The sequence below is a fragment of the Achromobacter sp. MUI-25009338 genome, assembly GCF_057359325.1.
In genome coordinates, this window is record NZ_CM170627.1 from 4,719,418 (window position 1) to 4,742,551 (window position 23,134).

Below are 23,134 nucleotides of genomic sequence, written 5' to 3' on the forward strand. Positions count from 1 at the left end.
CCCCATGACCGCGAAAACCGTCGCCGCGCTGCAGATCGGCGCTTCCCCCGAAGGCAAGGCCCGCACGCTGGAACACATCCTGGCCTTCGAAACCGACATCGCCGCCAGCGGCGCCGCGCTGGTCGTCATGCCCGAAGCGCTGCTGGGCGGCTACCCCAAGGGCGAAATCTTCGGCACCCGCCTGGGCTACCGCCTGCCGGAAGGCCGCGAGGCCTATGCCCGCTATTACGAGAACGCCATCGATGTGCCCGGCCCGGAAACCGACGCGCTGGCCGCCCTGTCGCAGCGCACCGGCGCCAGCCTGGTCGTGGGCGTGATCGAACGCGGCGGCAGCACGCTGTACTGCACCGCGCTCTTCTTCGAGCCCGGCGCGGGCCTGGCCGCCAAGCACCGCAAGCTCATGCCGACGGGCACCGAGCGGCTGATCTGGGGCCAGGGCGACGGCTCCACCCTGCCCGTGGTCGACACGGCCGCCGGCCGCATCGGCGGCGCCATCTGCTGGGAAAACCACATGCCGCTGCTGCGCACCGCCATGTACGCCAAGGGCGTCGAAATCTGGTGCGCGCCCACGGTGGACGAACGCGACATCTGGCAATGCTCGATGCGCCACATCGCCCACGAAGGCCGCTGCTTCGTGGTCAGCGCCTGCCAGGTACAGCCCTCGCCCGCCGAACTCGGCCAGGACGTGCCGGGCTGGGAAGCCACCCGGCCGCTGATCAACGGCGGCTCGGTCATCGTCGGCCCGCTGGGCCAGGTGCTGGCCGGGCCGATGCACGGCGGGACGGGGCTGCTGACCGCGGAGGTCGATACCGAAGAGCTGGTGCGGGCCCGCTACGATTTCGACGTGGTGGGGCATTATGCGCGTCCCGACGTGTTTTCCCTGACCGTGGACGAACGGCCGCGCACGTCCGTGCGTTTCACCGAGTGATGGACGCCGCCGCCAATATCCCCATGCGCGGGATGGTATAGTCACGCCCGCTGCCGGCCCTCACCGGGCCGGCAACGCCCGAGTGGTGAAATTGGTAGACACAAGGGACTTGAATCAATTTGAGCCCTTTGGAGGAAACTCCAAAGGTGTAGCCCGTCAAACTCGGCGAATGCCCTGGACCCGTTCCGAGCCAACGCCGAGCCAAGCCCAGGCCGTATCGCCGGGGAAGGTGTAGAGAGCAGACGGCGGGCACCTAAGGCCGCAAGGCTAAGGTGAAGGCGTGCTCCAGACCACGAACAGCGCCCGCGCTGGCGGCGAAAGCCGAAGTGGTAAGAAAATCCCTCGGCCTCGCGGCCGTACCGGTTCGATTCCGGTCTCGGGCACCACCCATTCCCCGCGCATCGCCTGCGCCAGTCGCGCAGCGCTGCCGAAGAGTCCATTATTCTTGCGCCTCGCCTTTCCACCCTGTCCGGCCGCACCTTGACCGTCCCTGCCGTCTCTCCGCCCTTCATCGTCCTGGACGCCTGCGTTCTCATGTCCGGCATTCTCCGCCGCCTGCTGCTGCGGCTGGCCGAGGCGGGGGTGTTCGTGCCGGTCTGGACCGACCGCATCGGCGAGGAATGGCGCCGCAACGCCTCGCGTATCTGGGAGATCCCGCCCGAGGTCATGAGCGAGATGTGGGACGAGATGAATGCGCGTTTCCCGGCCGCCCGGGAGTTGGACACGGCGGTCTACGAGGCGTCGCTGCGCTACAGCGATCCCAAGGATTTCCACGTGATCGCGGCCGGACTGGCGCGGCGCGCGCGCTGCGGCCTGCAGCAGCCGCCGGTGGTGCAGGTGCTGACCTGGAACCTGAAGGATTTCAACCGTTCCGAACTGCGGCGCCAGGGGCTGGACGTCTACAACCCGGACCGCATGCTGGTGCAATGGTGGCAGACCGGCGCCGACCGTATCCGCGAAGCGGTGGCGCAGGTGCCGGCCGACTACGTCGCGCTGGGGCGCGAACCCGAGCCGCTGGCGGCCACCCTGCATCGCGAGCGGCTGTATGGCCTGAGGAATCTGCTGGCGCGCGAGGCGGGCTGAGCCGCCGCGCGGCCGCGCTCAGTGGTCGTGGTTACTGGCGGCGAAACCCGCCGCGTTCAGGACGTCGATCACTTCCTGGATGTGGTCCGGGCCGCGGGTCTGCAGCACGAAATCGACTTCGACGTTGCGCACCGGCAGCGAGGTGAAGGCGCGCTGGTGGTGGACCTCGGTGATGTTGGCCTGGGCGTCCGCGATGAGCTTGGTGGCGTGGGCCAGCGCGCCCGGCAGGTCGCGCAGGTCCACGCGGATGCGCGCCAGGCGTCCGGCGCGCACCATGCCGCGCTCGATCAGTTCGCCCAGCATCAGCGGGTCGATGTTGCCGCCGGTCAGCACCAGGCCGATGCGCTTGCCCTTGTAGCGGTCGCTGCCCGCTTCCTGCGCGTGCAGCAGCGCGGCCAGGCCGGCCGCGCCGGCGCCTTCGACCACGGATTTTTCGATCTCCAGCAGCACCACGATGGCGTGTTCGATATCGCTTTCGGACACCAGTTCGATGCGGTCGACCAGTTTGCTGACGATGGGCTGGGTCAGCGCGCCGGGCGATTTGACGGCGATGCCTTCGGCGATGGTGTACTGCCCCTGCGGCATGGAGACGCCGGTGACCGCGGCGTACATGGACGGGAAGCGTTCGGTCTGCACGCCGACGATCTCGATGCCGGGCTTGAGCGCCTTGGCCGCGGTGGCGACCCCGGATATCAGGCCGCCGCCGCCGATGGCGATGACCAGCATGTCGAGCTGCGGCTGGTCTTCCAGCATTTCCAGCGCCACGGTGCCCTGCCCCGAGATGACGGCCTCGTCGTCGTACGGATGGATCATGGTCAGCCCGCGCTCCCGGGCCAGCTCGTAGCCACGCGCCTTGGCGTCGTCGAAGGTGTCTCCCGCCAGCACCACCTCGGCGCCAAAGCGGCGCGTGTTGGCGATTTTCACAGTGGGCGTGAAGCGCGGCATCACGATCACCGCCGGCACGCCCATGCGCTGCGCGTGGTAGGCCACGCCCTGGGCGTGGTTGCCGGCGGACACGGCGATCACGCCGGCGGCGCGCTCGGCGTCCGACAGGGTCAGCATGCGGTTCAGCGCGCCGCGCTCCTTGAAGGAAGCCGTGAACTGCAGGTTCTCGAATTTCAGCCAGATCTCGGCGCCGAAAATATCGGACAGCGTGCGGGAAAGGGTAAACGGGGTCTTCAGCACCTGGCCGCGCAGGTTCTCGCGGGCGGTCTGAATGGAAGCGATATCGATCACGATGGGAAATCCTTAGCGCACCGGAAGGAAATTGAAGAGCAAGAGCCCCTGCGCATAGTTGATCCCGATGCGCCGCGCGTTCTCGCCCAGCAGGTTGGCGATCAGGTCCAACCGGCCGATGATGGCGCCGAATTCGCGCTCAAAGCTGAGGTTCGTGGCGTTCTGGGACATTTCGTTGGCCAGCAGCAGCGGTTCGCCCTGGTTGTCGCGGCGCGACGCCAGCAGCCAGGCGGCCGCTTCGACGTTCCGTGCGGCATTGTAGACCCGCTGCCCGTCCAGCGCGTCCATGGCGTACAAGCGGGTTTTCCCATTATGGGCCGCGATGATGGTGTCGGCCAGGCCGTAGATGAATGCGCCGACGCGGTCGCCGGTGTAGTTGGGGTCCAGCGACACCGCCAGGATCTGGATGTCGCGCAGGCCCTGCAGGTCGCGGGGCGGGATGCGGACTTCGATCGCGTGCTTGACCAGCGCCACCGCCTTGGCCTGGTCCGGGGCCCCGGTCTTGCGCCATTCGCGCGGGTTGCGGCGATACAGCTTGTCCAGCAGCACGTAGAGGCTGGCGAGGTTGTCGCGCACCTCCAGCGTGACGGTGCGGTTGAAGTCGGTCTGGCCGAACTGGTCGGCGGACATGTCCTCGCTCTTGGGCCCGCGCTGGCCGGGCGCGGGGTTCATACAGCCGGCCAGCAGCGCCGCGATCAGCCCCGCCGCGCCAGCGGATCTCAGCCATCCGGTCATGCCTTGCCCATCCGTTTCCCCCATGCGCTCTACCGGCCGCCGGCGGCATCGGCCCGGTCCGGCTCTTCGCGCAAGACTTTACAGGAAATCGGCGCGTCGTCGGCCGCGGCCGGCTACAGAATGAAAAACGGCGCCCCGAGGGGCGCCGTTCCTGGCTACCGGTCGCGCAGGCTTATTCGGCTTGCGGTTCCGATTGCGGGGCGGCTTCCGGAGCGGCAGCGGCCTGCTGCTGCTCGATGCCGCCGATGGCCTTGATCGACAGGCGCAGGCGGCCCTTGTCGTCGGCCTCGATGACCTTGACGCGGACCTGCTGGCCGACCTTCAGCACATCGTTGATGTTGGCGATGCGGTAGTTGGCGATCTCCGAGATGTGCAGCAGGCCGTCGCGGCCCGGCAGCACCTGCACGATGGCGCCGAAGTCCAGCAGGCGCAGCACCGAGCCTTCGTAGATCTGGCCCACTTCGACGTCGGCGGTCAGCTCGACGATGCGGCGCTGGGCTTCCTTGGCCTGCGCTTCGTCGACGCTGGCGATCACGATCGTGCCGTCGTCGGAGATGTCGATCTGCGTGCCGGTTTCTTCGGTCAGCGCGCGGATGGTGGCGCCGCCCTTGCCGATCACGTCGCGGATCTTCTCGGGGTTGATCTTGATGGTCAGCATGCGCGGGGCGAAAGCCGACAACTCGCCGCGCGAACCGTCCAGGGCTTCCTTCATCTTGCCCAGGATGTGCAGGCGGCCTTCGCGGGCCTGGGCCAGCGCCACCTGCATGATTTCCTTGGTGATGCCCTGGATCTTGATGTCCATCTGGAGCGCGGTGACGCCGTTCTCGGTGCCCGCGACCTTGAAGTCCATGTCGCCCAGGTGATCTTCGTCGCCCAGGATGTCGGTCAGCACGGCGAACTTGCCGCCGTCCAGGATCAGGCCCATGGCCACGCCGGCCACGTGATCCTTGACCGGCACGCCGGCGTCCATCATGGCCAGCGAGCCGCCGCAGACCGAAGCCATCGACGAGGAGCCGTTGGACTCGGTGATTTCCGACACGATGCGGATGGTGTACTGGAAGTCCTCGGGCGCCGGCAGCAGCGGGATCAGCGCGCGCTTGGCCAGGCGGCCGTGGCCGATTTCGCGGCGCTTGGGCACGCCGATGCGGCCCGTTTCGCCGGTGGCGAACGGAGGCATGTTGTAGTGCAGCATGAAGCGGTCGCGGTACTCGCCCATGAGCGCGTCGATGATCTGCTCATCCTGCTTGGTGCCCAGCGTGGCGACGACCAGCGCCTGGGTTTCGCCGCGGGTGAACAGCGCGCTGCCGTGCGCGCGGGGCAGCACGCCCAGGCGCACGCTGATCGGACGCACGGTGCGGGTGTCGCGGCCGTCGATGCGCGGCTCGCCGTTGAGGATCTGGCCGCGGACGATGGCCGATTCCAGCGAGAACAGGATGTTGTCGACGGTCACGGCGTCCGGGGCCGGCTCGCCCTTCTCGGCGGCGGCGGCGTTCAGCTTCTCCGACACGCTGGCGTAGACTTCGCGCAGCTGCGTGGTGCGGGCCTGCTTTTCGCGGATCTGGTAGGCGGCGCTCAGGCCTTCCTGGGCGGCGGCGGTGACGGCGGCGATCAGGGCCTCGTCCTTGGCCGGCGGCTGCCAGTCCCAATCGGGCTTGCCGGCTTCCTTGACCAGTTCGTGGATGGCGTTGATGACGGCCTGCATCTGCTCGTGGCCGTAGACCACGCCGCCCAGCATGATTTCTTCGGACAGCTCGCGGGCTTCCGATTCCACCATCAGCACGGCGTTCTCGGTGCCGGCGACGACCAGGTCCAGCTGCGACGACTTCAGCTGCGAGGCGGTCGGGTTGATGGCGTACTGGCCATCGATGTAGCCCACGCGGGCGGCGCCGATCGGGCCGTTGAACGGGATGCCCGAAATGGCCAGCGCGGCCGAGGCGCCGATCATGGCGGCGATGTCGGGATCGATTTCGGGATTGACCGACAGCGTGTGGATGACCACCTGGACTTCGTTGTAGAAGTCTTCGGGGAACAGCGGACGCAGGGGACGGTCGATCAGGCGCGAGGTCAGCGTTTCCTTCTCGGACGGCTTGCCTTCGCGCTTGAAGAAGCCGCCGGGAATGCGGCCGGCGGCGTAGGTCTTTTCGATGTAGTCGACGGTCAGCGGGAAGAACGTCTGGCCCGGCTTGGCCTTCTTGGAAGCCACGACAGTGGCCAGGACGACGGTGTCCTCGATCGACACCATCACGGCGCCAGAAGCCTGGCGGGCGATCTCGCCGGTTTCCAGGACGACCGTGTGCTGGCCGTACTGGAACGATTTTGTCACTTTATTGAACATGACGATTATTCCTTACAAATGAAAAACCGTGGCCGCCGCGACATGCGTCGCACCGACCACGGTTGCGTCATGGGGAGCCAGCCCCGTCGATCACTTGCGCAGACCGAGTTTTTCGATCAGTGCGCGGTACGAATCGGGATTGCGGCCCTTGAGGTAGTCGAGCAGCTTGCGGCGACGGCTGACCATGCGCAGCAGACCGCGGCGCGAGTGGTGATCCTTCATGTGTTCTTTGAAGTGACCGGTCAGCTCGTTGATACGGGCGGTGAGCAGAGCCACCTGGACTTCGGGGGAGCCGGTATCGCCTTGAGCGCGTTGGAATTGCGCAACGATATCGGATTTCTTGATGTCAGCAACAGACATTAATGACCTCTTCGGACATGCGACAGGGCCGAGGCGCCCTGACGTGGTTTGGAAAAAAATTTGTGCGAGCCTGGCTGTATTCGCTTTCTCACTGCTGCCAATGATGACTCAAACAGCGCCCTGAAACGTGCTCAGGCGAGCTTCGACGCCCGACTTTCGATGCACTTTCCGGTTGCTGTGGCCGGCACAAAGTACTTGCTTAAATACCTTGCTCAAATCAATACACTTGATAAAGCTCGATGATTATAGCCGATTCGCTAGAATTACCCCAATGCGCCGCCCGCCTCTCCCTTTCGGGCCCGGCTGGACGGCCGCGAACCGAGCTTCGCAGGAGATGAATATGTCCAAATACTACAAGATCGCCCGCGGCGCGCTGGCCGCCGCCGCGCTGGCCGGCCTGTCGGCCTGCGCCAACATGGCCCAGATACAGCCGGGCACCCCTTACGGCGAGGTCCTGACCCAGTTCGGCAACCCGAATTTCGAATGTCCGCAGGCCAACGGCGGGCGCCGCGTCATCTGGACGCAGCAGCCCATGGGCCAGTACGCCTGGGGCACCAACGTGGGCGCCGACGGCCGCGTGGACCGCGTGCTGCCGCTGCTGACGGACGCGCACTTCAAGGTGCTGGAACAGGGCGACTGGAGCCCCGACCGGGTGCGCTGCGAATTCGGCCCGCCGGCCCGCATCGAGGAAACCGGCCTGGGCGAAAAACGCGAGGTGGTGTGGTCGTACCGCTACAAAGAGAACGGTGTGTGGAACTCGCTCATGTACGTATACATGGGCCGCGACGGCAACAAGGTCACGCATTTCCACCCCGGCCCCGACCCCATGTACGACGAAGACCGCTTCATGTGGTGGTAGCGCCGGGCCCGGCCCAAAACAAAACCCGCCGGTTCGTCGGCGGGTTTTGTGTTTACGGGCGGGCGGCGGTCAGGAAGTATGGTTGCGGCGTTCCTGCGTCAGGCGGCGCGCCCGGTTCCAGCGCCAGGCCCAGGTGATCCAGCCCGACAGGCCGTAGAGCACGAACAGGCCGAACAGCACGACCGGGGGATCGCTGGAGACGAACACGAAGACCGCCACCACCAGCAGGATGCCCCAGAACGGCACGCTGCGGCCCAGCGCGAAGCTCTTGCCGCTGAAGAACGGCGCGTTCGACACCATGGTGATGCCGGCGTACATGGTCAGCGTGAACGCCACCCAGGCCATCAGGCTGTCGTGGATGGGCAGCTTGTTGTCCACCGCCAGCCAGACGAAGCCGGCCACCAGCGCGGCCGCGGCCGGGCTGGGCAGGCCCTGGAAATAGCGCTTGTCGACCACGGCGATATTGGTGTTGAAGCGCGCCAGGCGCAGCGCCGCGCCCGACACGTAGACGAAGGCGGCCAGCCAGCCCCAGCGGCCCAGGTCGTTCAGGATCCATTCGTACATCACCAGCGCCGGGGCCACGCCGAACGAGGTCATGTCGGACAGCGAGTCGTATTGCTCGCCGAAGGCCGACTGCGTGTTGGTCAGCCGCGCCACGCGGCCGTCCATGCCGTCCAGCACCATGGCGACGAATATGGCGATGGCGGCGACTTCGAAGCGATCGTTCATGGCCTGCACGACGGCGTAGAACCCCGCGAACAACGCCGCGGTGGTGAACGCGTTGGGCAGCAGGTAGATGCTTCGGTGGCGATTCTCGGAATCGCGCATGGAAAAATTGGGCATGGTCTCAATAACTTACAACGGACTTTCAAAGGTTAACCCATCTGGCCCCGCTTGCGGGCCGCCGCAAGCGGCGTGCCCGGCATTAGCCAGTCGAATACCCGAAAAAAAAGGCATGCCCCGCGGGCATGCCGTTTTGACCCTGATTGCGCGGGGAACGGGCCCCGCGCCGCAAAGGGATCAGTTCTTGGACTTGTCCACCAGCTTGTTGGCGGCGATCCAGGGCATCATGGCGCGCAGCTTGCCGCCCACCACTTCGATCTGCGATTCCGCGTTGATGCGGCGGCGCGAGGTCAGCGTCGGGGCGCCGGCGGCGTTTTCCAGGATGAACTTCTTGGCGTATTCGCCGGTCTGGATGTCCGTCAGGCACTGGCGCATGGCCTTGCGGGTCTCGTCGGTGACGATCTTCGGGCCGGTCTCGTATTCGCCGAATTCGGCGTTGTTCGAGATCGAGTAGTTCATGTTGGCGATGCCGCCTTCGTAGATCAGGTCGACGATCAGCTTCAGCTCGTGCAGGCACTCGAAGTAGGCCATTTCGGGCGCGTAGCCGGCTTCCACCAGCGTGTCGAAACCGGCCTTGATCAGTTCGACGGTGCCGCCGCACAGCACGGCCTGTTCGCCGAACAGGTCGGTTTCGGTTTCTTCGCGGAAGTTGGTTTCGATGATGCCGGCGCGGCCGCCGCCGTTGGCGCTGGCGTACGACAGGGCCACGTCGCGCGCGGCGCCCGACTTGTCCTGGTACACGGCCACCAGGTGCGGCACGCCGCCGCCCTGCTTGTAGGTGTTGCGCACGGTGTGGCCCGGAGCCTTCGGTGCGATCATGATGACGTCGATGTCTTCGCGCGGCACGACCTGGCCGTAGTGCACGTTGAAGCCGTGGGCGAAGGCCAGCGCGGCGCCGGCCTTGATGTTGGCGTGCACTTCCTTGTTGTAGACGGCGGCGATGTTCTCGTCGGGCAGCAGCATCATGACGATGTCGGCCGACTTGACGGCCTCGGCGACTTCCTTGACTTCCAGGCCGGCGTTGGCGGCCTTGTTCCACGAGGCGCCGCCCTTGCGCAGGCCGACCACGACCTTCACGCCCGAGTCATGCAGGTTCTGCGCGTGCGCATGGCCTTGCGAACCGTAGCCGATGATGGCGACGGTCTTGCCTTTGATGAGGGAGAGATCGCAGTCTTTGTCGTAGAAAACTTTCATGGTTGTGCTCCAGATTCCAGTATTTTGGATTTTTTCAGTTCAGATGTAGGGTGCGGCGGTCAAAGCTTCAGAATCCGTTCGCCGCGTCCGATGCCGGACACGCCGGTGCGCACGGTTTCCAGGATGGCACTGCGGTCCAGGGCCTCCAGGAAGGCCTGTACTTTTTCCTGCACCCCCGTCAGTTCGATGGTGTAGGACTTGTCGGTCACGTCGATGATGCGGCCGCGGAAGATGTCCGCCATGCGCTTCATTTCCTCGCGCTCCTTGCCGACGGCCCGCACTTTCACCAGCATCAGCTCGCGTTCGATGTGCGCGCCCTCGGTCAGATCGACGACCTTGACCACGTCCACCAGGCGGTTCAGGTGCTTGGTGATCTGCTCGATGATCTCGTCGGACCCGGTGGTCACGATGGTCATGCGCGACAGGGTGGCGTCCTCGGTGGGCGCCACGGTCAGGGTCTCGATGTTGTAGCCCCGCGCGGAAAACAGACCCACCACGCGCGACAGCGCGCCGGGTTCGTTTTCGAGGAGGACGGAAATCACATGCTTCATGGGTGGCCTCCTTACAGGTCTTCAGAGCCGAGCAGCATTTCGGTCAGCCCGCGGCCGGCCTTGACCATCGGCCACACGTTTTCGGTGCGGTCGGTGATGAAGTCCAGGAAGACCAGGCGGTCCTTGTGCTTCTTGAACGCTTCGCGCAGCGCCGGCTCGACGTCGGCCGGGCGCTCGATGCGCAGGCCCACGTGGCCATAGGCCTCGGCCACCTTGACGAAATCGGGCAGCGAATCCATGTAGGACTCGGAATAGCGCGAACCGTAGTCGATCTGCTGCCACTGCCGGACCATGCCCAGGAAGCGGTTGTTCAGGCAGACGATCTTCGGCGTCAGGCGGTACTGGTGGCAGGTCGACAGCTCCTGGATGTTCATCTGGATGGACGCCTCGCCGGTGATCACGGCCACGTCGCTGCCCGGATTGGCCATCTGCACGCCCATGGCATAGGGCAGGCCCACGCCCATGGTGCCCAGGCCGCCGGAATTGATCCAGCGGCGCGGCTTGTCGAACTTGTAGTACTGGGCCGCCCACATCTGGTGCTGGCCCACGTCGGAGGTGACGAAGGCGTCGCCGCCGGTCACTTCCCAGAGCTTTTCCACCACGAACTGCGGCTTGATGACCTCGTCCGAGTTGGCGTACTTCAGGCATTCCTTGCCGCGCCAGGCCTCGACCTGCTCCCACCATTTGGCGATGGAGGCGGGCTTGTGTTCGGCCGCGGCAATGTCGTACTGGGTGCTGAGATCGGCCAGCACGTCCTTCACGTTGCCCACGATCGGCACGTCCACGCGCACGCGCTTGGAGATCGACGAGGGGTCGATGTCGATGTGGATGATCTTGCGGGCGTTCTGCGCGAAGTGCTTGGGATTGCCGATCACGCGGTCGTCGAAGCGCGCGCCGATGGCCAGCAGCACGTCGCAGTGCTGCATCGCCATATTGGCTTCGTAGGTGCCGTGCATGCCGGGCATGCCCACGAACTGGCCGCTGCTGGCGGGATAGCCGCCCAGTCCCATCAGGGTGCTGGTGCACGGCGCGCCCAGCTGCGTGACGAGCTTGTTCAGTTCGGGAGCGGCGTCCGACAGGATCACGCCGCCGCCCGTGTAGATCATCGGGCGCTCGGCCGACAGCAGCATCTGCACGGCTTTCTTGATCTGCCCCTGGTGGCCCTTGTTGACGGGCGCGTAGGAGCGCATCGAGATTTCGCCCTTGGGCGGCGCGTACTTGCACTGCGCGACGGTGATGTCCTTGGGGATGTCCACCAGCACCGGGCCGGGACGGCCGGTGCGCGCGATGTAGAACGCGCGGCGCATGGTCTCGGCCAGGTCCTTGACGTCGCGCACCAGGAAATTGTGCTTGACGCAGGGGCGCGTGATGCCGACGGTGTCGCATTCCTGGAAGGCGTCTTCGCCGATGGCCGCAGTGGGCACCTGCCCGCTGATGATGACCATCGGGATGGAGTCCATGTAGGCGGTGGCGATGCCGGTGACGGCATTGGTCACGCCGGGGCCGCTGGTCACGATGCAGACGCCGACCTTTTGCGACGAGCGCGAATAGGCATCGGCGGCGTGCACGGCAGCCTGCTCGTGGCGCACCAGGATATGCTGGAATTTGTCTTGCTTGAAAATCGCGTCGTAGATGTAGAGCACCGCGCCGCCGGGGTAGCCGAAAACGTGTTCCACGCCTTCTTCGGCCAGGCAGCGCACGACGATATCGGCGCCATTCAGTTCCATGTTGTCATTCCTTTCAAAACCGGCCCTGCAAACCCTGTCTGCTGCCCGCCCGGATACGACGGCAACTGAACCCATACCGGCTGCGGCAACATGATCCGGCGCTTAGCGGCTCACGGAGCCACGCCACCCGGACACCCTGCCGACCCGGCACACGCTCGACAGAACGCAGTGCAAACGCCCCTGGGGGACGCTGGAGGTCGAAATGGAAGCCTTGGCAACACACGCTTGTGGCGCGGCCAACGGCAGGTGTAACTGCTGCGGGAGGGCTGGGAGGTGACCCTGGCCATCCGCCTCAACGCACCGGCTTCGGATAGCGGGCCGGCGCAAGTGGGGGAATTTACCGCGTTGCGTCAAAGGTGGCAAATCGGCGTTGCGTGGAAGTTTCGGTAACCATCCGACCCCGAAAAAATCCACAGTCTCTCTATACTTATCCCGTCGCCCAGAATCGAGCCCGCCCATGGATTTGCGCATCGCCAGCATCCGCCGCTTCCTCTACAGCCACTACTTCTTCGGCGGGGTGCGCCAGGGGGTGGGGATGCTGTTGCCCGTGCTGGTGGTGGGCGGCCTGTTCGGCAATTACACGACGGGCCTGGTGGCGACCTTCGGCGCGCAGTGCCTGGCCATCATCGACCAGCCCGGCGGCCCGCAGCGCCACCGCACCAACGAAATGCTGGGCGGCGCGGCGCTAGGCACCCTGACCGTGGTCATCACGGGGCTGGCGTCCAGCTATCCGGTGCTGATCTGGCTGGCGGTCATCGCGCAGTGCTTCGTCTATTCCATGTTCAGCGTGTTCGGCAAGCGCGGCGGGCTGATCGGCTTCGCCGGCCTGCTGCTGATGACGCTGACCATGCATACGCCGCTGCAGCCGCACGAGGTGCTGGCGCACGCCACGGCCACGCTGGGCGGCGCGCTGTTCTACCTGGTGTTCAGCCTGGGCTTTTCGCGCCTGTTCTGGCTGCGCGAAGAGCAGCAGGCCATGTCGGTGGCGCTGTTCGCCACCGCCGACTACGTCGCCGCCCGGGCCGCCTTCTACGACACCACGTCGGACCTGGACGAGGCCTACCGCGACCTGATCCAGCGCCAGTCCGTCATGACCGACAAGCACCAGGCCGCGCGCGACATGGTGCTGCGCGCCCTGCCCCGCGGCAAGGGCCTGGGCGACCGCCAGCGCGTGATGATCTGGAACATGTTCGTCGACATGCTGCTGCTCCTGGACACGCTGGTGGCCACGCACACCGACTACGCGGCGCTGCGCCGCGCGCTGGCCGGCAACGACTGCCTGATGTTCATGCGCGACGCGCTGGTGAAGATGTCGCTGGAGCTCAACCGCATCGCGCTGGACGTGTCGCGCGGACGCAAGGTGCAGTACCGCAGCAGCGCCAAGGCCGAGTTGCGCGCCATCGAGTACGAGATCGAACAGCTCAAGCAGCAGGGCCTGGGCGAGCGCGAGCCCGAGATGCTGGCGCTCATCATCCAGGTGCTGCGCCGCCTGCGCAATTCGGCGCGCATCGTCGACCGGCTCGCCGACCACACCGCCGCCTCGCCGGACGCCAAGCCCACCGACGTGCTACGCATCAACAAGTCGCTCACGCGCTTCATTTCGCGCCAGGAATTCCGCCTGGGGCTGCTGACCAGCAACCTGCGGCTGGACTCGCCGCACTTCCGCTACGCGCTGCGGGTCACGGCGGCGGCCGCGATCGCCATGACGCTGGCCAGCCGCTGGCTGTCGCCGGCGTTCTCGTCGCACAGCTACTGGATCATGCTGACCATCGTCATCATCATGAAGCCGGGCTTCGCGCTCACGCGCCAGCGCAACGGCTGGCGGCTGATGGGCACGCTGATAGGCTGCCTGGGCGCCCTGCTGCTGTTCCACCTGACCGACCAGCCCGAAATCCTGTTCGCCGTGCTGCTGGGCGCATGCATCATGGGCAACAGCCTGGTGCAGCTCAACTACATGGCCAGCGCCATCTTCAATACGCTGTTCGTGGTGCTGGTGTTCCACTTCGTCTCGCCGGGCACGGTGTCCATGGCGGTGATCGGCGAACGCGCGCTGGACACGCTGCTGGGCTGCGCGCTGGCGCTGGTCTGCAGCTATATCCTGCCCTGGTGGGAAGCGCGCTACCTGCGCCCGCTGGCCGCGGCGGCCACACGCGCCAACCGCGAATACCTGCTGGCGGGCCTGCGCTACGTCGAGGCGATGCAGGCCCACGGCGCCCCCGTGGGCGCGGCCGCCGGCGACACGCCCGCCGTGACCGACGCCGACCTGGCGTGGCGGCTGGGACGCAAGAACGTGCACATCGCGTTCAGCAATTTCGCCGAAGCCTTCTACCGGATGATGAGCGAGCCCAAGTCGCACCAGGTGAACGTGCCGGAGCTGAACAACCTGCTGATCCAGAACCACGTGCTGGCCTCGCAGATCACGGCGGCCATTCCCATCCTGGCCGCCCTGCCCGCCACGCCCGAGGCCGTGCAGCGGGCCTTGAACGGCGTGGCCGGGCTGCTGGACCAGAGCCGCGCCCAGCCGCCCGCCGACCTGCCCACCCAGTTCGACACCGAAGGCGAACAGGCCGCGCTGGTCTATCCCATCAAGCAGATACTGAAGGCCGCCCACATGATCCGCCAGGAACTGCAGGCGCTGGAAGATCCCGCCCACGCGCCGCAGATGGCGGTGGCGGCCTGAGCGCCGCCCCCCGTATTACGCCTTGCGCCGGAACACCAGCTTGTCCGCCGACGAAGCTGAAGCGTCATACGCATAGCCTTCCAGGTCGAAGCCCTGCAGGCCTTCCGGCTTGGAGACCTTGTGCAGGATGGCGTAGCGCGCCATCAGGCCGCGCGCGCGCTTGGCATGGAAGCTGATGACCTTCCAGGCGCCGTTTTTCCAGTCCTGGAACACGCACTGCACCACGCGCGCCTTCAGGGTCTTCAGGTCGACCGACTTGAAGTACTCCTCGGACGCCAGGTTGACCACCACCGGCGCCTTCTGGCCGGCCTGGCGTTCGTTGAGGTAGTCGGCGATGGCGCTGCCCCAGTATTCGTACAGGTTCTTGCCCTTGGGCGTCTGCAGGCGCGTGCCCATTTCCAGCCGGTACGGCTGCATCAGGTCCAGCGGACGCAGCACGCCATACAGGCCGCTCAGGATGGCGACGTGCTCCTGCGCCCAGTCCAGCTGCTTGGCCGAGAGGGTCGAGGCTTCCAGCCCTTCGTACACGTCGCCGTTGAAGGCCAGCACCGCCTGGCGCGAATTGGCCTGGGTGAAGCTGCGCTTCCAGTGGGCGTAGCGCTGCACGTTCAGCTCCGACAGCGCCGGACTCAGGCTCATGAGCTCGGCAATGTCCTCGGCCGACTTGGTCTTCAGCACCTTGATCAGGCCGGCGGCCTGGTCCACGAACAGCGGCTGGGTATGCGTCTCGATGTGCAGCGGCGAGTCGTAGTCCAGCTTCTTGGCGGGGGAAAGCAAAAACAGCATTGCGGGTTTCCTTTGTTCAGCGCGCCGTCCAGCCGCCATCGACCGAGACGGACGTTCCAGTGATTTGGGCCGCGGCGTCGGAGGCCAGGAACACGGCGGTGCCGCCCAGTTGTTCCGGCGTCACGAATTGCAGCGACGGCTGCTTTTCGCCCAGCAGTTCGCGCGCGGCGGCTTCCTGGTCGATGCCGTTCTTTTCGGCCAGCGCGGTGATCTGCTTTTCCACCAGCGGGGTGCGGACCCAGCCCGGGCAGATGGCGTTGGCGGTAATGCCCTGGCCGGCCGTCTCCAGCGCCGTGACCTTGGTGAAGCCCACCACGCCATGCTTGGCGGCCACGTAGGCCGACTTGTAGGCCGAGGCCACCAGGCCGTGCGCCGAAGCGATGTTGATGATGCGGCCGAAGCCCTGCTTCTTCATGTGCGGCAGCGCGGCGGCGGTGCCGTGGAACACGGCCGACAGGTTCAGCGCCAGGATGGCGTCCCATTTCTCGACCGGGAATTCCTCGATCGGCGCGGTGTGCTGGATGCCGGCGTTGTTGACCAGGATGTCGATGCGGCCCAGCTGGCGCACGGCGTTCTCGATCAGGCCGCGCACGGCCTCGCCCTTGGACAGGTCGGCGCCGTCGTAGATCACCTTCACGCCATGTTTTTCGGCCAGGCCGGCGCGGACTTTTTCGATCTCGGCCGCGTCGCCGAAACCATTCAGGACGATATCGGCGCCTTGCGCGGCGAAGGCCGTGGCGATGCCCAGGCCGATACCGCTGGTGGAACCGGTGACGAGGGCGACTTTTCCTTTGAACATGGACGTTCTCCTGTGATCTCGCATGGGGCGGAAAGCGAAGCAGGCGTCAAGTGTAGCTGCCCCGCATGTCGGCCATCATGCCATGCCCGCAAGACCGTCAGGGTCAAGCCGCGGAAGGCGGATCGCGCGGCGTGCCGGCCTCGTCGGCGGGCGGCTGGACGGCCGGCAGCTCGGCCATGCCGCCGCGGTTTTCCGGGATGCGCTCGAGCAGCTTGATCAGCACCGGCACCACGCCCATGGAGATGGCGACCACCACGGAAAGCACGTCGCGCTGTTCCAGGTCCACCAGATGGTTGTCCCAGGCTTCGTTGAAGATGGCGAAGCTGAATTCGCCGCCCTGCGCCAGCGCCACGGCGAACAGCAGCCGGTGGTAGCGCGGCAGCCCCAGAAAGCGCGCGAAGCCGTACAGCACCGCGCCCTTGACCAGCAGCAGCGCGGTGACCCCGACGACGATGAACAGCCAATGATGCTGCACCACTTTCAGGTTCACCGACATGCCGATGGCCACGAAAAACAGGCCCAGCAGCAAGCCCTTGAACGGGTCGATGGCCTTTTCCAGTTCGTCGCGGTAGCGCGACTCGGCCATCAGCACCCCCGCCAGGAACCCGCCCAGGCCGGCCGACAGCCCGGCATAGTCGAACAGCTGGGCGGCGCCCACCACCATCAGCAGCGCCGCGGCGGTGAACAGCTCGTTCAACTGCGCGCGCGCGGCCCAGCCCAGCAGACGCAAGTGGTGAGCCGCGGCGACCACGGCCACGGCGATCAGCGCCTCCTTGAACGACGGCGCCGAGCTTCCGTCCGATCCCATCAGGCCGGCCGCCACCAGCATCGGTATCGCCGCCATGTCCTGGAACAGCAGCACCCCCAGCGCCGACCGCCCCAGCGGCATCCGCGTCAGGCCGCGTTCCTCCAGCAGGCGCAGGGCCACCGCCGTGGACGACAGCGCCAGCGACAGGCCGCAAAGCACCGCCGCCTGCCAGCTCATCCCGGCCAGGTGCCGCAGCGCCGCGCCGAACACCACGCCCAGCAGCAGCCCGCAGACCAGCATCTGCAGCGAACCCAGGACGAACACCTCGTTGCGCATGGCCCACAGCCGCCTGGGCGACAGTTCCAGCCCGATGATGAACAGCATCATCACCACGCCCCACTGCGACACCCCGATCATGGTGTCCACGTTGGTCACCAGCTTCAGGCAGGACGGCCCCACCAGGATGCCGGCGATCAGGTAACCCGGAATGGCGCCCAGCCCCAGCTGCTGGGTGATGGGCACGCACAGCACGGCCGCAAGCAGGAGGATGAGGATCAGATCCATGGGCGCAAGGGAGCGGAAAGACCGGCGCGATGCGCCGGCGTTGCCGGGATTCTGGGCAAAGAACGGCGGCACCGGTAGTTAGTTAAAACCCCCGTGGCGGGCTTTTTTCAGCCCCCTTTACACAAACGAAAAAAATCCTGTAGAATTGCGGGCTTCGCTAGTTCGACGACGAAGATTCTTCCGACCAGGGATCTTTCGCCAGAAGCTGGATAGTGTGGATCGCAAGATCCGGCTTTCGCCGTCATCGGAACATCAATAGCGAAAAGGAGAGGTGGCAGAGTGGTCGAATGTACCTGACTCGAAATCAGGCGTACGGTATCCCCGTACCGTGGGTTCGAATCCCACCCTCTCCGCCAGTATTCAAAAAGGCCAATCCCTCGGGATTGGCCTTTTTTCTGTCGGTGACCCGGGCACCTCTCCCTATTGCTTCACCAGCTCCACGCGCCGGTTCCGGGCGCGGCCTTCCTCGGCGTCGTTGGACGCCACGGGCGCGAGCGATGCCACGCCCTTGGCCGACAGCCGGCCGGCGGGAATGCGGTAAGACTCGGCCAATGCCTTGGCCACGGCGTCCGCCCGCTTTTGCGACAGGTCCATGTTGCGCGCCAGGCTGCCCTGGTTGTCGGTATGGCCGACGATGTAGACCTTGAGCGCGGGATTGGCCTGCAGCAGCTTGCCCATTTCGTCCAGCGCGGCCTTGGAATCGGCCTTGACCTCGGCCTTGTCGGTATCGAAATACACGCCATAGACGGCGACCCTGCCGGACTCGGTCAGCGCTTTCTGCATGGCCGTCGCGTCGGGCAATTCGACCTGGCCCGTCTGCATGGCCTTGAGTTCGACCACCTGCAGGAACACCGGCGTGCGTTTGTTGGCTTCGTCCTGCATGACGTCCAGGAACGCATAGACGTCGCCCGACGGCGCCTGCTTCCTGGCAAGCATGGCGTAGTACTTGCCGCCAAAGACGGCGTCGCCGTGGCCGAGCGGGCTGACTTTGCCGCTGTTGAAGACGTAGGACTGGAAATCCCCGCCGCACTGCTCGTCGCCCTTGCACTCGAAGACGGTCTTGAAGCCGCCCGCCTGCAAGGTGTCCTGGTAATTGCGGTAGACCTCGAGCGCCGACTTGCCGCCGTCGATGCGATAGCCGATGCGCGTGACCTTGCCTTCGAGCGCCAGGGCCTTGGCCTCGGACTCCTTGGGGATGGCCCGGTCGGGCGCCAGCGCTTCGTCGTAATCCAGCTGTTTGTAGGCGTTGATCTGCGCGCCCGAGAAACGCCCCACCAGCGGGTGGTCCCTGGAGCCCGCCACGTCTGCCGCATGGCCCGGCAGCGCCGCCGCCATCAGTGCCGCGCCCAGCAGGGCGCAACGAACGCTACTTGCAACACATGCCATCGGGCCGGGCCTCCTTGCGCCGAAATCCTGGGTTGAAGACCCGCGTTTCCTCAGACCGGCGCCGTGGGCCGGGCCAGTTGGAACAGGTCCGAGGAGCGAGCATACCAGCCGCCCCCGTGCATGCGCGCGATCAGCCCCAGGGCCGGCGTATCCACGTGGCCGCGGGCGGCGTCGCGCACGTACGCGTCGTCGACGTGCGCCCCCAGCACGCGGCCGATCACCACGATCTGGCGCGGGCCGGTCACGACCGTGGCCTGGCTGACGCATTCCAACGACACCGGGCTGCCCTCGATCAGGGGCGGGCGCACGTGGATGGCCGGCCTGGCGGTCAGGCCGGCCGCCGCCAGTTCGTCCACCTCGGGCGGATAGTCGGCGCAGGTCTGGTTCATCTGCCGGACCAGGGACTCGGGCACCAGGTTCACGACGAACTCGCAGTTCTCGATGATGTTGGCGCCGGAGTCCTTGAACTCGCCGTTGGCATGGCGCATCAGCCCGATGGCCACCGTGGGCGGCTGGTGCCCCATGACGTTGAAAAAGCTGAAGGGCGCCGCGTTCACCACGCCCTTGCCGGAGATGGTGGTGAGCCACGCGATCGGACGCGGGGTGACGGTCGAGGTCAGCAGGTTGTAGACCGTCTGCGCCGGCAAGGCGCTGAAATCGAAATGCATGGGTCAGGCCTCCTGCCGGCCGTCGTCCAGCGCCGACACCGGACGCTTGGCGCGGGTGTCGACCTGCAGCTGGAAGACGTCGGGCCGCGCGTAGTGGCCGGCGACGTCGAAATCGAACTTGCCGCGCAGGATCTGGTTGGGGTCGATGTCCGCGTACAGAATCGTCTCGCCCGAGTAGTCCGGCCCGGCCAGCACTTCGCCCAGCGGGTCGATGATGGCGCTGCCGCCGCGCATCAGCACCGTGTCCGGCTTGTCGCCCAGCGCGCATTCGAAGTCGTCGGGATAGGCGTCGCGGCGCAGGTGCTGGCACGAGGTCAGCACGTAGCAACGCCCTTCCAGCGCGATGTGGCGCATGCTGGGAATCCAGGAGTCGCGGTCGTCGGCGGTGGGCGCGCAATACAGCGCCACGCCCTGGCCGTACATGTACATGCGCAGCATGGGCATGTAGTTTTCCCAGCAGATGACCGCGCCGATCTTGCCGTAGGGCGTGTCGAACACCGGCAGGGTCGAGCCGTCGCCGAACCCCCACACCAGGCGCTCGCCGGCCGTGGGCATGAGTTTGCGGTGCTTGCCCGCCAGGCCCTGCTGGCCGTTGAAGTACAGCACGGTGCAGTACAGCGTGCCGCCGTCGGCTTCGATGCAGCCCATGACCACGAAGCTGTCGGTATCGGCCGCGGCCTGCGCGATCAGCGCGACTTCCTCGCCGTCCAGGCGCACGGCCTGGCGGTGGTAGCTGGCGTAGGCGTCGCGGCCTTCGGGCTTGCGCATGCCTATCGGCGCGCCGAAGGAGTTGCCCTTGGGATAGCCGCCCAGGAACGCTTCGGGGAACACCTGCACCCGCGCGCCCTGCTCGGCCGCCTGGCGGATCAGCGCCGCCGCCTTGCGGGCGCAGGCGAGGCTGTCGGTGGGGATGGACGCCGCCTGAATGACGGCGGCCTTGAATCTGGGTTGCACGGACATGTCTCTTCTCTCTCTCAGTGCGTCGGGTCTTCGTCGATGGCCGTGGCGCGGGTGTTGGGCAGCAACAGGCTGCCGATGACGCCGACCACCGCCGTCACGGCGACCGGGTACATCAGGCCGCCGAAGATATTGCCGCTGGCCTGGGCCAGGTAGGTCGCGGTAAAGGGCACGATGCCGCCGAAGATGCCGGCGCCGATGTGGTACGGGAAGGATAGCGCCGTATAGCGGATGCGGGCCGGAAACAGCTCCACCAGGTAGGCCGCGACCGGGCCATAGACCATGGCGACCACGGCGGTCATCAGCACCAGGATCAGCACGATGACGGTGTTGTCGACTCGCGCCGGATCGGCGCGCTCGGGGTAGCCGGCGGCGGCCAGCGCGGCGGCGTAGCCGGCCCGGTCGAAGCCGTTGACGGTCTGGCCGCCCACGCTCATGGCGATCTCCTGGCCCGGCAGCGGCTCGGCGTACTCGAAGTTGATGCCCTTGGCGACCAGGAATTTCTTGGCCTGCACGCAGACTTTCTTGTGGTCGGCATGGCTGCCCACCATCGCCGCCTGCAATCCGAAGTCGCAGGCGCCGCCACCGACATCGGCATGCACGCGCACCGGCGTGGTCTGCATGGCCTGCGCCAGGGCGGGATTGCCGGCCTTGAGCAGCACGTCGAACATGGCGTGGTAGCCGATGGCGGCGATGAACAGGCCGGCCATCATGATCCACTTGCGGCCGATGCGGTCGGACAGCCAGCCGAACAGCACGAAGGTCGGCGCGCCGATGATGAAGCCGATCAGGATCAGCGTGTACACGCTGGTCTGGTCCAGCTGCACCGCCTGCTGCAGGAAGATCATGACGTAGAACTGGCCGGTGAAATAGGTCGCGCCCTGGCCGGCGGTGACGCCGACCAGCGCCAGCAGCACCAGGCGCAGGCTGGACCATTGGCCGAAGGTCTCCTTGACCGGATTCTTCGACAGGCGGTTCTGCTGCTTCATGCGCGTGAACACGGGCGACTCGTGCAGCCTGGCGCGCACATAGATGGAAATCGCCAGCATCACGATCGACAGAATGAACGGCAGGCGCCAGCCCCATTGGCGGAAGTCCTCGGCGCTCATCGCGGCCTGGGTGCACAGGATCACGACCAGCGACAGGATCAGCCCGGCCGACGAGGTGATCTGGATCCAGCCGGTCAACAGGCCGCGGCGCCGCGGCTCGCAATGCTCGGCCACATAGATCACCGCGCCGCCGTATTCGCCGCCCACGGCCAGGCCCTGCACCACGCGCAGCGTCAGCAGCAGTATCCACGACAGGTGGCCCGCCGATTCATAGGTGGGCAGGCAGCCGATCAGCACGGTCGCCCCGCCCATCATCACCACCGTGATCAGGAAGGTGTACTTGCGCCCGAGCCTGTCGCCGAGATAGCCGAACAGCACCGCGCCCAGCGGCCGGATGATGAAGCCCACCGCCAGCGCGCCCAGCGCCGCCAGCAGCGCCACGGTCGGATTGTCCTGCGGAAACAGCACCTGGCTCATGAAGACGGCCAGGGTTCCATAGATGAAAAAGTCGTACCACTCGAACAAGGTGCCGAGGGTCGATGCCACCACGACCTGGCGTTCCTCTTTGCGGCTGAGCGTCTGCGCGCCACCCGGATGCTGCATTGCAATATTCGCGTCCATGCCTGCTTTCCCGATCACTTAGATTGATACTGCTGTAGTCATTAACTATTATCAAATCTAAAGCCGGGACTAAAAAAGCTGGGGAAAACCCGGCACGCGGCCCCGGAAGGCCCCTGGCGCCGCTGCTACACTCCCGCCAGAAACAGAGGAGGCAGTCATGGCTAGGCCCGCCGGCAAGGTCGATGAAAACGCAGAAAAAGCGCCAGCCGCCGCGCGCAGAGGCATCCAGTCGATCGAAGTGGGGTTCCGCATCCTGGACCTGATCCGCAAGGCCGGCCGCCCGATCCCGTTGAAGGAAATCGCGCAGGCCTGTGAACTGACGGTGCCCAACGTCCATTACTACCTGGTGAGTTTCCAGAAGGTGGGCGTGGTGCAGCAGCACGCGGACACCGGCCATTACGGCCTGGGCCCTTATGCCTTGCGGCTGGGACTGGCGGCGCTGGAGCAGTTCGACGTCTTCACCACGGCCCGGCCGGTCATGGCCGAGGTGGCCGCGATCACCGGCCAGACGGTGTTCCTGGGCGTCTGGGGCAACAAGGGTCCGACCATCGTCTACCGGGTCGAGGGCAGCCGCAGCCGGCCGCTGCTGGAATTGCGCGTGGGCAGCGTGCTGCCGCTGCTGTCGTCGGCGCTGGGCCGCAACTTCCTGGCGCATCTGCCGCAAGCCAGCACGCGCGAGCTGCTGGAGCAGGAAATGGCCTCGTCGGTGCCCGAGGGCGCCGGCGGCGCGGCGGGCAGCTCGTACACGCTGCAGGACGTGCAGGCCATCCGCGACGAGGTGCTCAAGCACGGCCTGAGCCGCTGCCGCGACGCGCTGCTGCCGCATTTCACGTCGCTGTCGGCGCCCATTTTCGACATGCTGGGCGAAATGAAGGCCGCCATCACGCTGATGGGACCGGTCGGTTCCATCGACGACGATCTGCAGTCCGAGACCGCGCGCCTGCTCGGCGAGAAGGCGCGCTCGATCTCGGCCTCGGCCGGCTGGGCGGCCCCCGCCGGGGGCTGAGCGGCCCGCCCGCGGCCGC

Annotated in this window: 20 protein-coding genes and 1 tRNA gene; 6 read left to right on the forward strand and 15 right to left on the reverse strand. The window is 66.3% G+C overall.

The features are described from left to right. Positions 1 to 4 precede the first annotated feature (4 nt). Together AC1IQ6_RS22290 and AC1IQ6_RS22295 are read left to right on the forward strand one after the other, a co-directional pair. Positions 5 to 928, forward strand: a complete 924-nt coding sequence (locus tag AC1IQ6_RS22290) for a carbon-nitrogen hydrolase family protein (RefSeq protein ID WP_209165089.1) — start codon at positions 5 to 7, stop codon at positions 926 to 928. Between the two features lie 534 nt (positions 929 to 1,462). Continuing rightward, positions 1,463 to 2,011 (forward strand): PIN domain-containing protein, encoded by a 549-nt coding sequence (locus tag AC1IQ6_RS22295; protein ID WP_246842508.1) that lies wholly within the window; start codon positions 1,463 to 1,465, stop codon positions 2,009 to 2,011. 18 nt (positions 2,012 to 2,029) lie between these two features. On the opposite strand, the gene AC1IQ6_RS22300 is transcribed toward AC1IQ6_RS22295, so the two are convergent. The 4 genes from AC1IQ6_RS22300 to rpsO form a co-directional block, all read right to left on the reverse strand. After that, positions 2,030 to 3,247, reverse strand: a complete 1,218-nt coding sequence (locus AC1IQ6_RS22300) for a threonine ammonia-lyase (RefSeq protein ID WP_102774263.1) — start codon at positions 3,245 to 3,247, stop codon at positions 2,030 to 2,032. A 12-nt stretch (positions 3,248 to 3,259) separates the two neighbouring features. Then, positions 3,260 to 3,982, reverse strand: a complete 723-nt coding sequence (locus AC1IQ6_RS22305; protein ID WP_102774262.1) for a hypothetical protein — start codon at positions 3,980 to 3,982, stop codon at positions 3,260 to 3,262. Positions 3,983 to 4,154: 172 nt separating this feature from the next. Continuing rightward, positions 4,155 to 6,317, reverse strand: a complete 2,163-nt coding sequence (gene pnp, locus AC1IQ6_RS22310; RefSeq protein ID WP_102774261.1) for a polyribonucleotide nucleotidyltransferase — start codon at positions 6,315 to 6,317, stop codon at positions 4,155 to 4,157. Positions 6,318 to 6,407: 90 nt separating this feature from the next. After that, a complete protein-coding gene (gene rpsO / locus AC1IQ6_RS22315; protein ID WP_006223612.1) occupies positions 6,408 to 6,677 on the reverse strand; it encodes a 30S ribosomal protein S15 in 270 nt (89 codons plus the stop codon). Positions 6,678 to 7,017: 340 nt separating this feature from the next. On the opposite strand from rpsO, the gene AC1IQ6_RS22320 reads away from it, so the two are divergent. Continuing rightward, positions 7,018 to 7,536, forward strand: a complete 519-nt coding sequence (locus AC1IQ6_RS22320) for a hypothetical protein (protein ID WP_102774260.1) — start codon at positions 7,018 to 7,020, stop codon at positions 7,534 to 7,536. A gap of 69 nt (positions 7,537 to 7,605) precedes the next feature. Here AC1IQ6_RS22320 and pssA read toward each other — a convergent pair whose 3' ends face one another. From pssA to AC1IQ6_RS22340, 4 genes are all read right to left on the reverse strand, one after another. Next, positions 7,606 to 8,379, reverse strand: a complete 774-nt coding sequence (gene pssA, locus AC1IQ6_RS22325; protein ID WP_102774259.1) for a CDP-diacylglycerol--serine O-phosphatidyltransferase — start codon at positions 8,377 to 8,379, stop codon at positions 7,606 to 7,608. A 177-nt stretch (positions 8,380 to 8,556) separates the two neighbouring features. Further along, complete coding sequence (gene ilvC, locus AC1IQ6_RS22330) at positions 8,557 to 9,573, reverse strand: ketol-acid reductoisomerase (RefSeq protein WP_102774258.1); 1,017 nt, start codon at positions 9,571 to 9,573, stop codon at positions 8,557 to 8,559. A gap of 59 nt (positions 9,574 to 9,632) precedes the next feature. After that, positions 9,633 to 10,124: an acetolactate synthase small subunit gene (gene ilvN, locus AC1IQ6_RS22335; RefSeq protein WP_102774257.1), complete on the reverse strand. Its 492-nt coding sequence runs from the start codon at positions 10,122 to 10,124 to the stop codon at positions 9,633 to 9,635. An 11-nt stretch (positions 10,125 to 10,135) separates the two neighbouring features. Then, positions 10,136 to 11,851, reverse strand: a complete 1,716-nt coding sequence (locus AC1IQ6_RS22340; RefSeq protein ID WP_102774256.1) for an acetolactate synthase 3 catalytic subunit — start codon at positions 11,849 to 11,851, stop codon at positions 10,136 to 10,138. Between the two features lie 457 nt (positions 11,852 to 12,308). On the opposite strand from AC1IQ6_RS22340, the gene AC1IQ6_RS22345 reads away from it, so the two are divergent. Then, positions 12,309 to 14,531, forward strand: a complete 2,223-nt coding sequence (locus AC1IQ6_RS22345; RefSeq protein ID WP_102774255.1) for an FUSC family protein — start codon at positions 12,309 to 12,311, stop codon at positions 14,529 to 14,531. A gap of 15 nt (positions 14,532 to 14,546) precedes the next feature. Here AC1IQ6_RS22345 and yaaA read toward each other — a convergent pair whose 3' ends face one another. The 3 genes from yaaA to AC1IQ6_RS22360 form a co-directional block, all read right to left on the reverse strand. Further along, positions 14,547 to 15,317 carry a peroxide stress protein YaaA gene (gene yaaA / locus AC1IQ6_RS22350; RefSeq protein ID WP_102774254.1) on the reverse strand — a complete coding sequence of 257 codons (771 nt, stop codon included), beginning with the start codon at positions 15,315 to 15,317 and terminating at the stop codon, positions 14,547 to 14,549. A 16-nt stretch (positions 15,318 to 15,333) separates the two neighbouring features. Next, entirely contained in the window at positions 15,334 to 16,116 is a 783-nt protein-coding gene (locus tag AC1IQ6_RS22355; protein WP_111826494.1) for a 3-hydroxybutyrate dehydrogenase, read from the reverse strand. A gap of 103 nt (positions 16,117 to 16,219) precedes the next feature. Then, a complete protein-coding gene (locus AC1IQ6_RS22360; RefSeq protein ID WP_102774547.1) occupies positions 16,220 to 17,428 on the reverse strand; it encodes a cation:proton antiporter domain-containing protein in 1,209 nt (402 codons plus the stop codon). 265 nt (positions 17,429 to 17,693) lie between these two features. On the opposite strand from AC1IQ6_RS22360, the gene AC1IQ6_RS22365 reads away from it, so the two are divergent. Then, a tRNA-Ser gene (locus AC1IQ6_RS22365) sits at positions 17,694 to 17,784 on the forward strand. 64 nt (positions 17,785 to 17,848) lie between these two features. Here the strand turns inward: AC1IQ6_RS22365 and AC1IQ6_RS22370 are convergent. From AC1IQ6_RS22370 to AC1IQ6_RS22385, 4 genes are read right to left on the reverse strand one after another with little or no spacing between them, the layout of a single operon-like run. Next, positions 17,849 to 18,814 (reverse strand): OmpA family protein, encoded by a 966-nt coding sequence (locus tag AC1IQ6_RS22370; RefSeq protein ID WP_111826493.1) that lies wholly within the window; start codon positions 18,812 to 18,814, stop codon positions 17,849 to 17,851. Between the two features lie 50 nt (positions 18,815 to 18,864). Further along, positions 18,865 to 19,482 carry a flavin reductase family protein gene (locus AC1IQ6_RS22375; protein ID WP_485865322.1) on the reverse strand — a complete coding sequence of 206 codons (618 nt, stop codon included), beginning with the start codon at positions 19,480 to 19,482 and terminating at the stop codon, positions 18,865 to 18,867. A gap of 3 nt (positions 19,483 to 19,485) precedes the next feature. Further along, positions 19,486 to 20,442 carry a carbon-nitrogen hydrolase family protein gene (locus tag AC1IQ6_RS22380; protein ID WP_102774250.1) on the reverse strand — a complete coding sequence of 319 codons (957 nt, stop codon included), beginning with the start codon at positions 20,440 to 20,442 and terminating at the stop codon, positions 19,486 to 19,488. A 14-nt stretch (positions 20,443 to 20,456) separates the two neighbouring features. Then, entirely contained in the window at positions 20,457 to 22,109 is a 1,653-nt protein-coding gene (locus AC1IQ6_RS22385) for an MFS transporter (RefSeq protein WP_111826492.1), read from the reverse strand. Between the two features lie 157 nt (positions 22,110 to 22,266). On the opposite strand from AC1IQ6_RS22385, the gene AC1IQ6_RS22390 reads away from it, so the two are divergent. Beyond that, the gene (locus AC1IQ6_RS22390; RefSeq protein WP_102774248.1) at positions 22,267 to 23,115 is read left to right on the forward strand and encodes an IclR family transcriptional regulator; all 849 of its coding nucleotides are present in this window, start codon (positions 22,267 to 22,269) and stop codon (positions 23,113 to 23,115) included. The last annotated feature ends 19 nt before the right edge of the window (positions 23,116 to 23,134 follow it).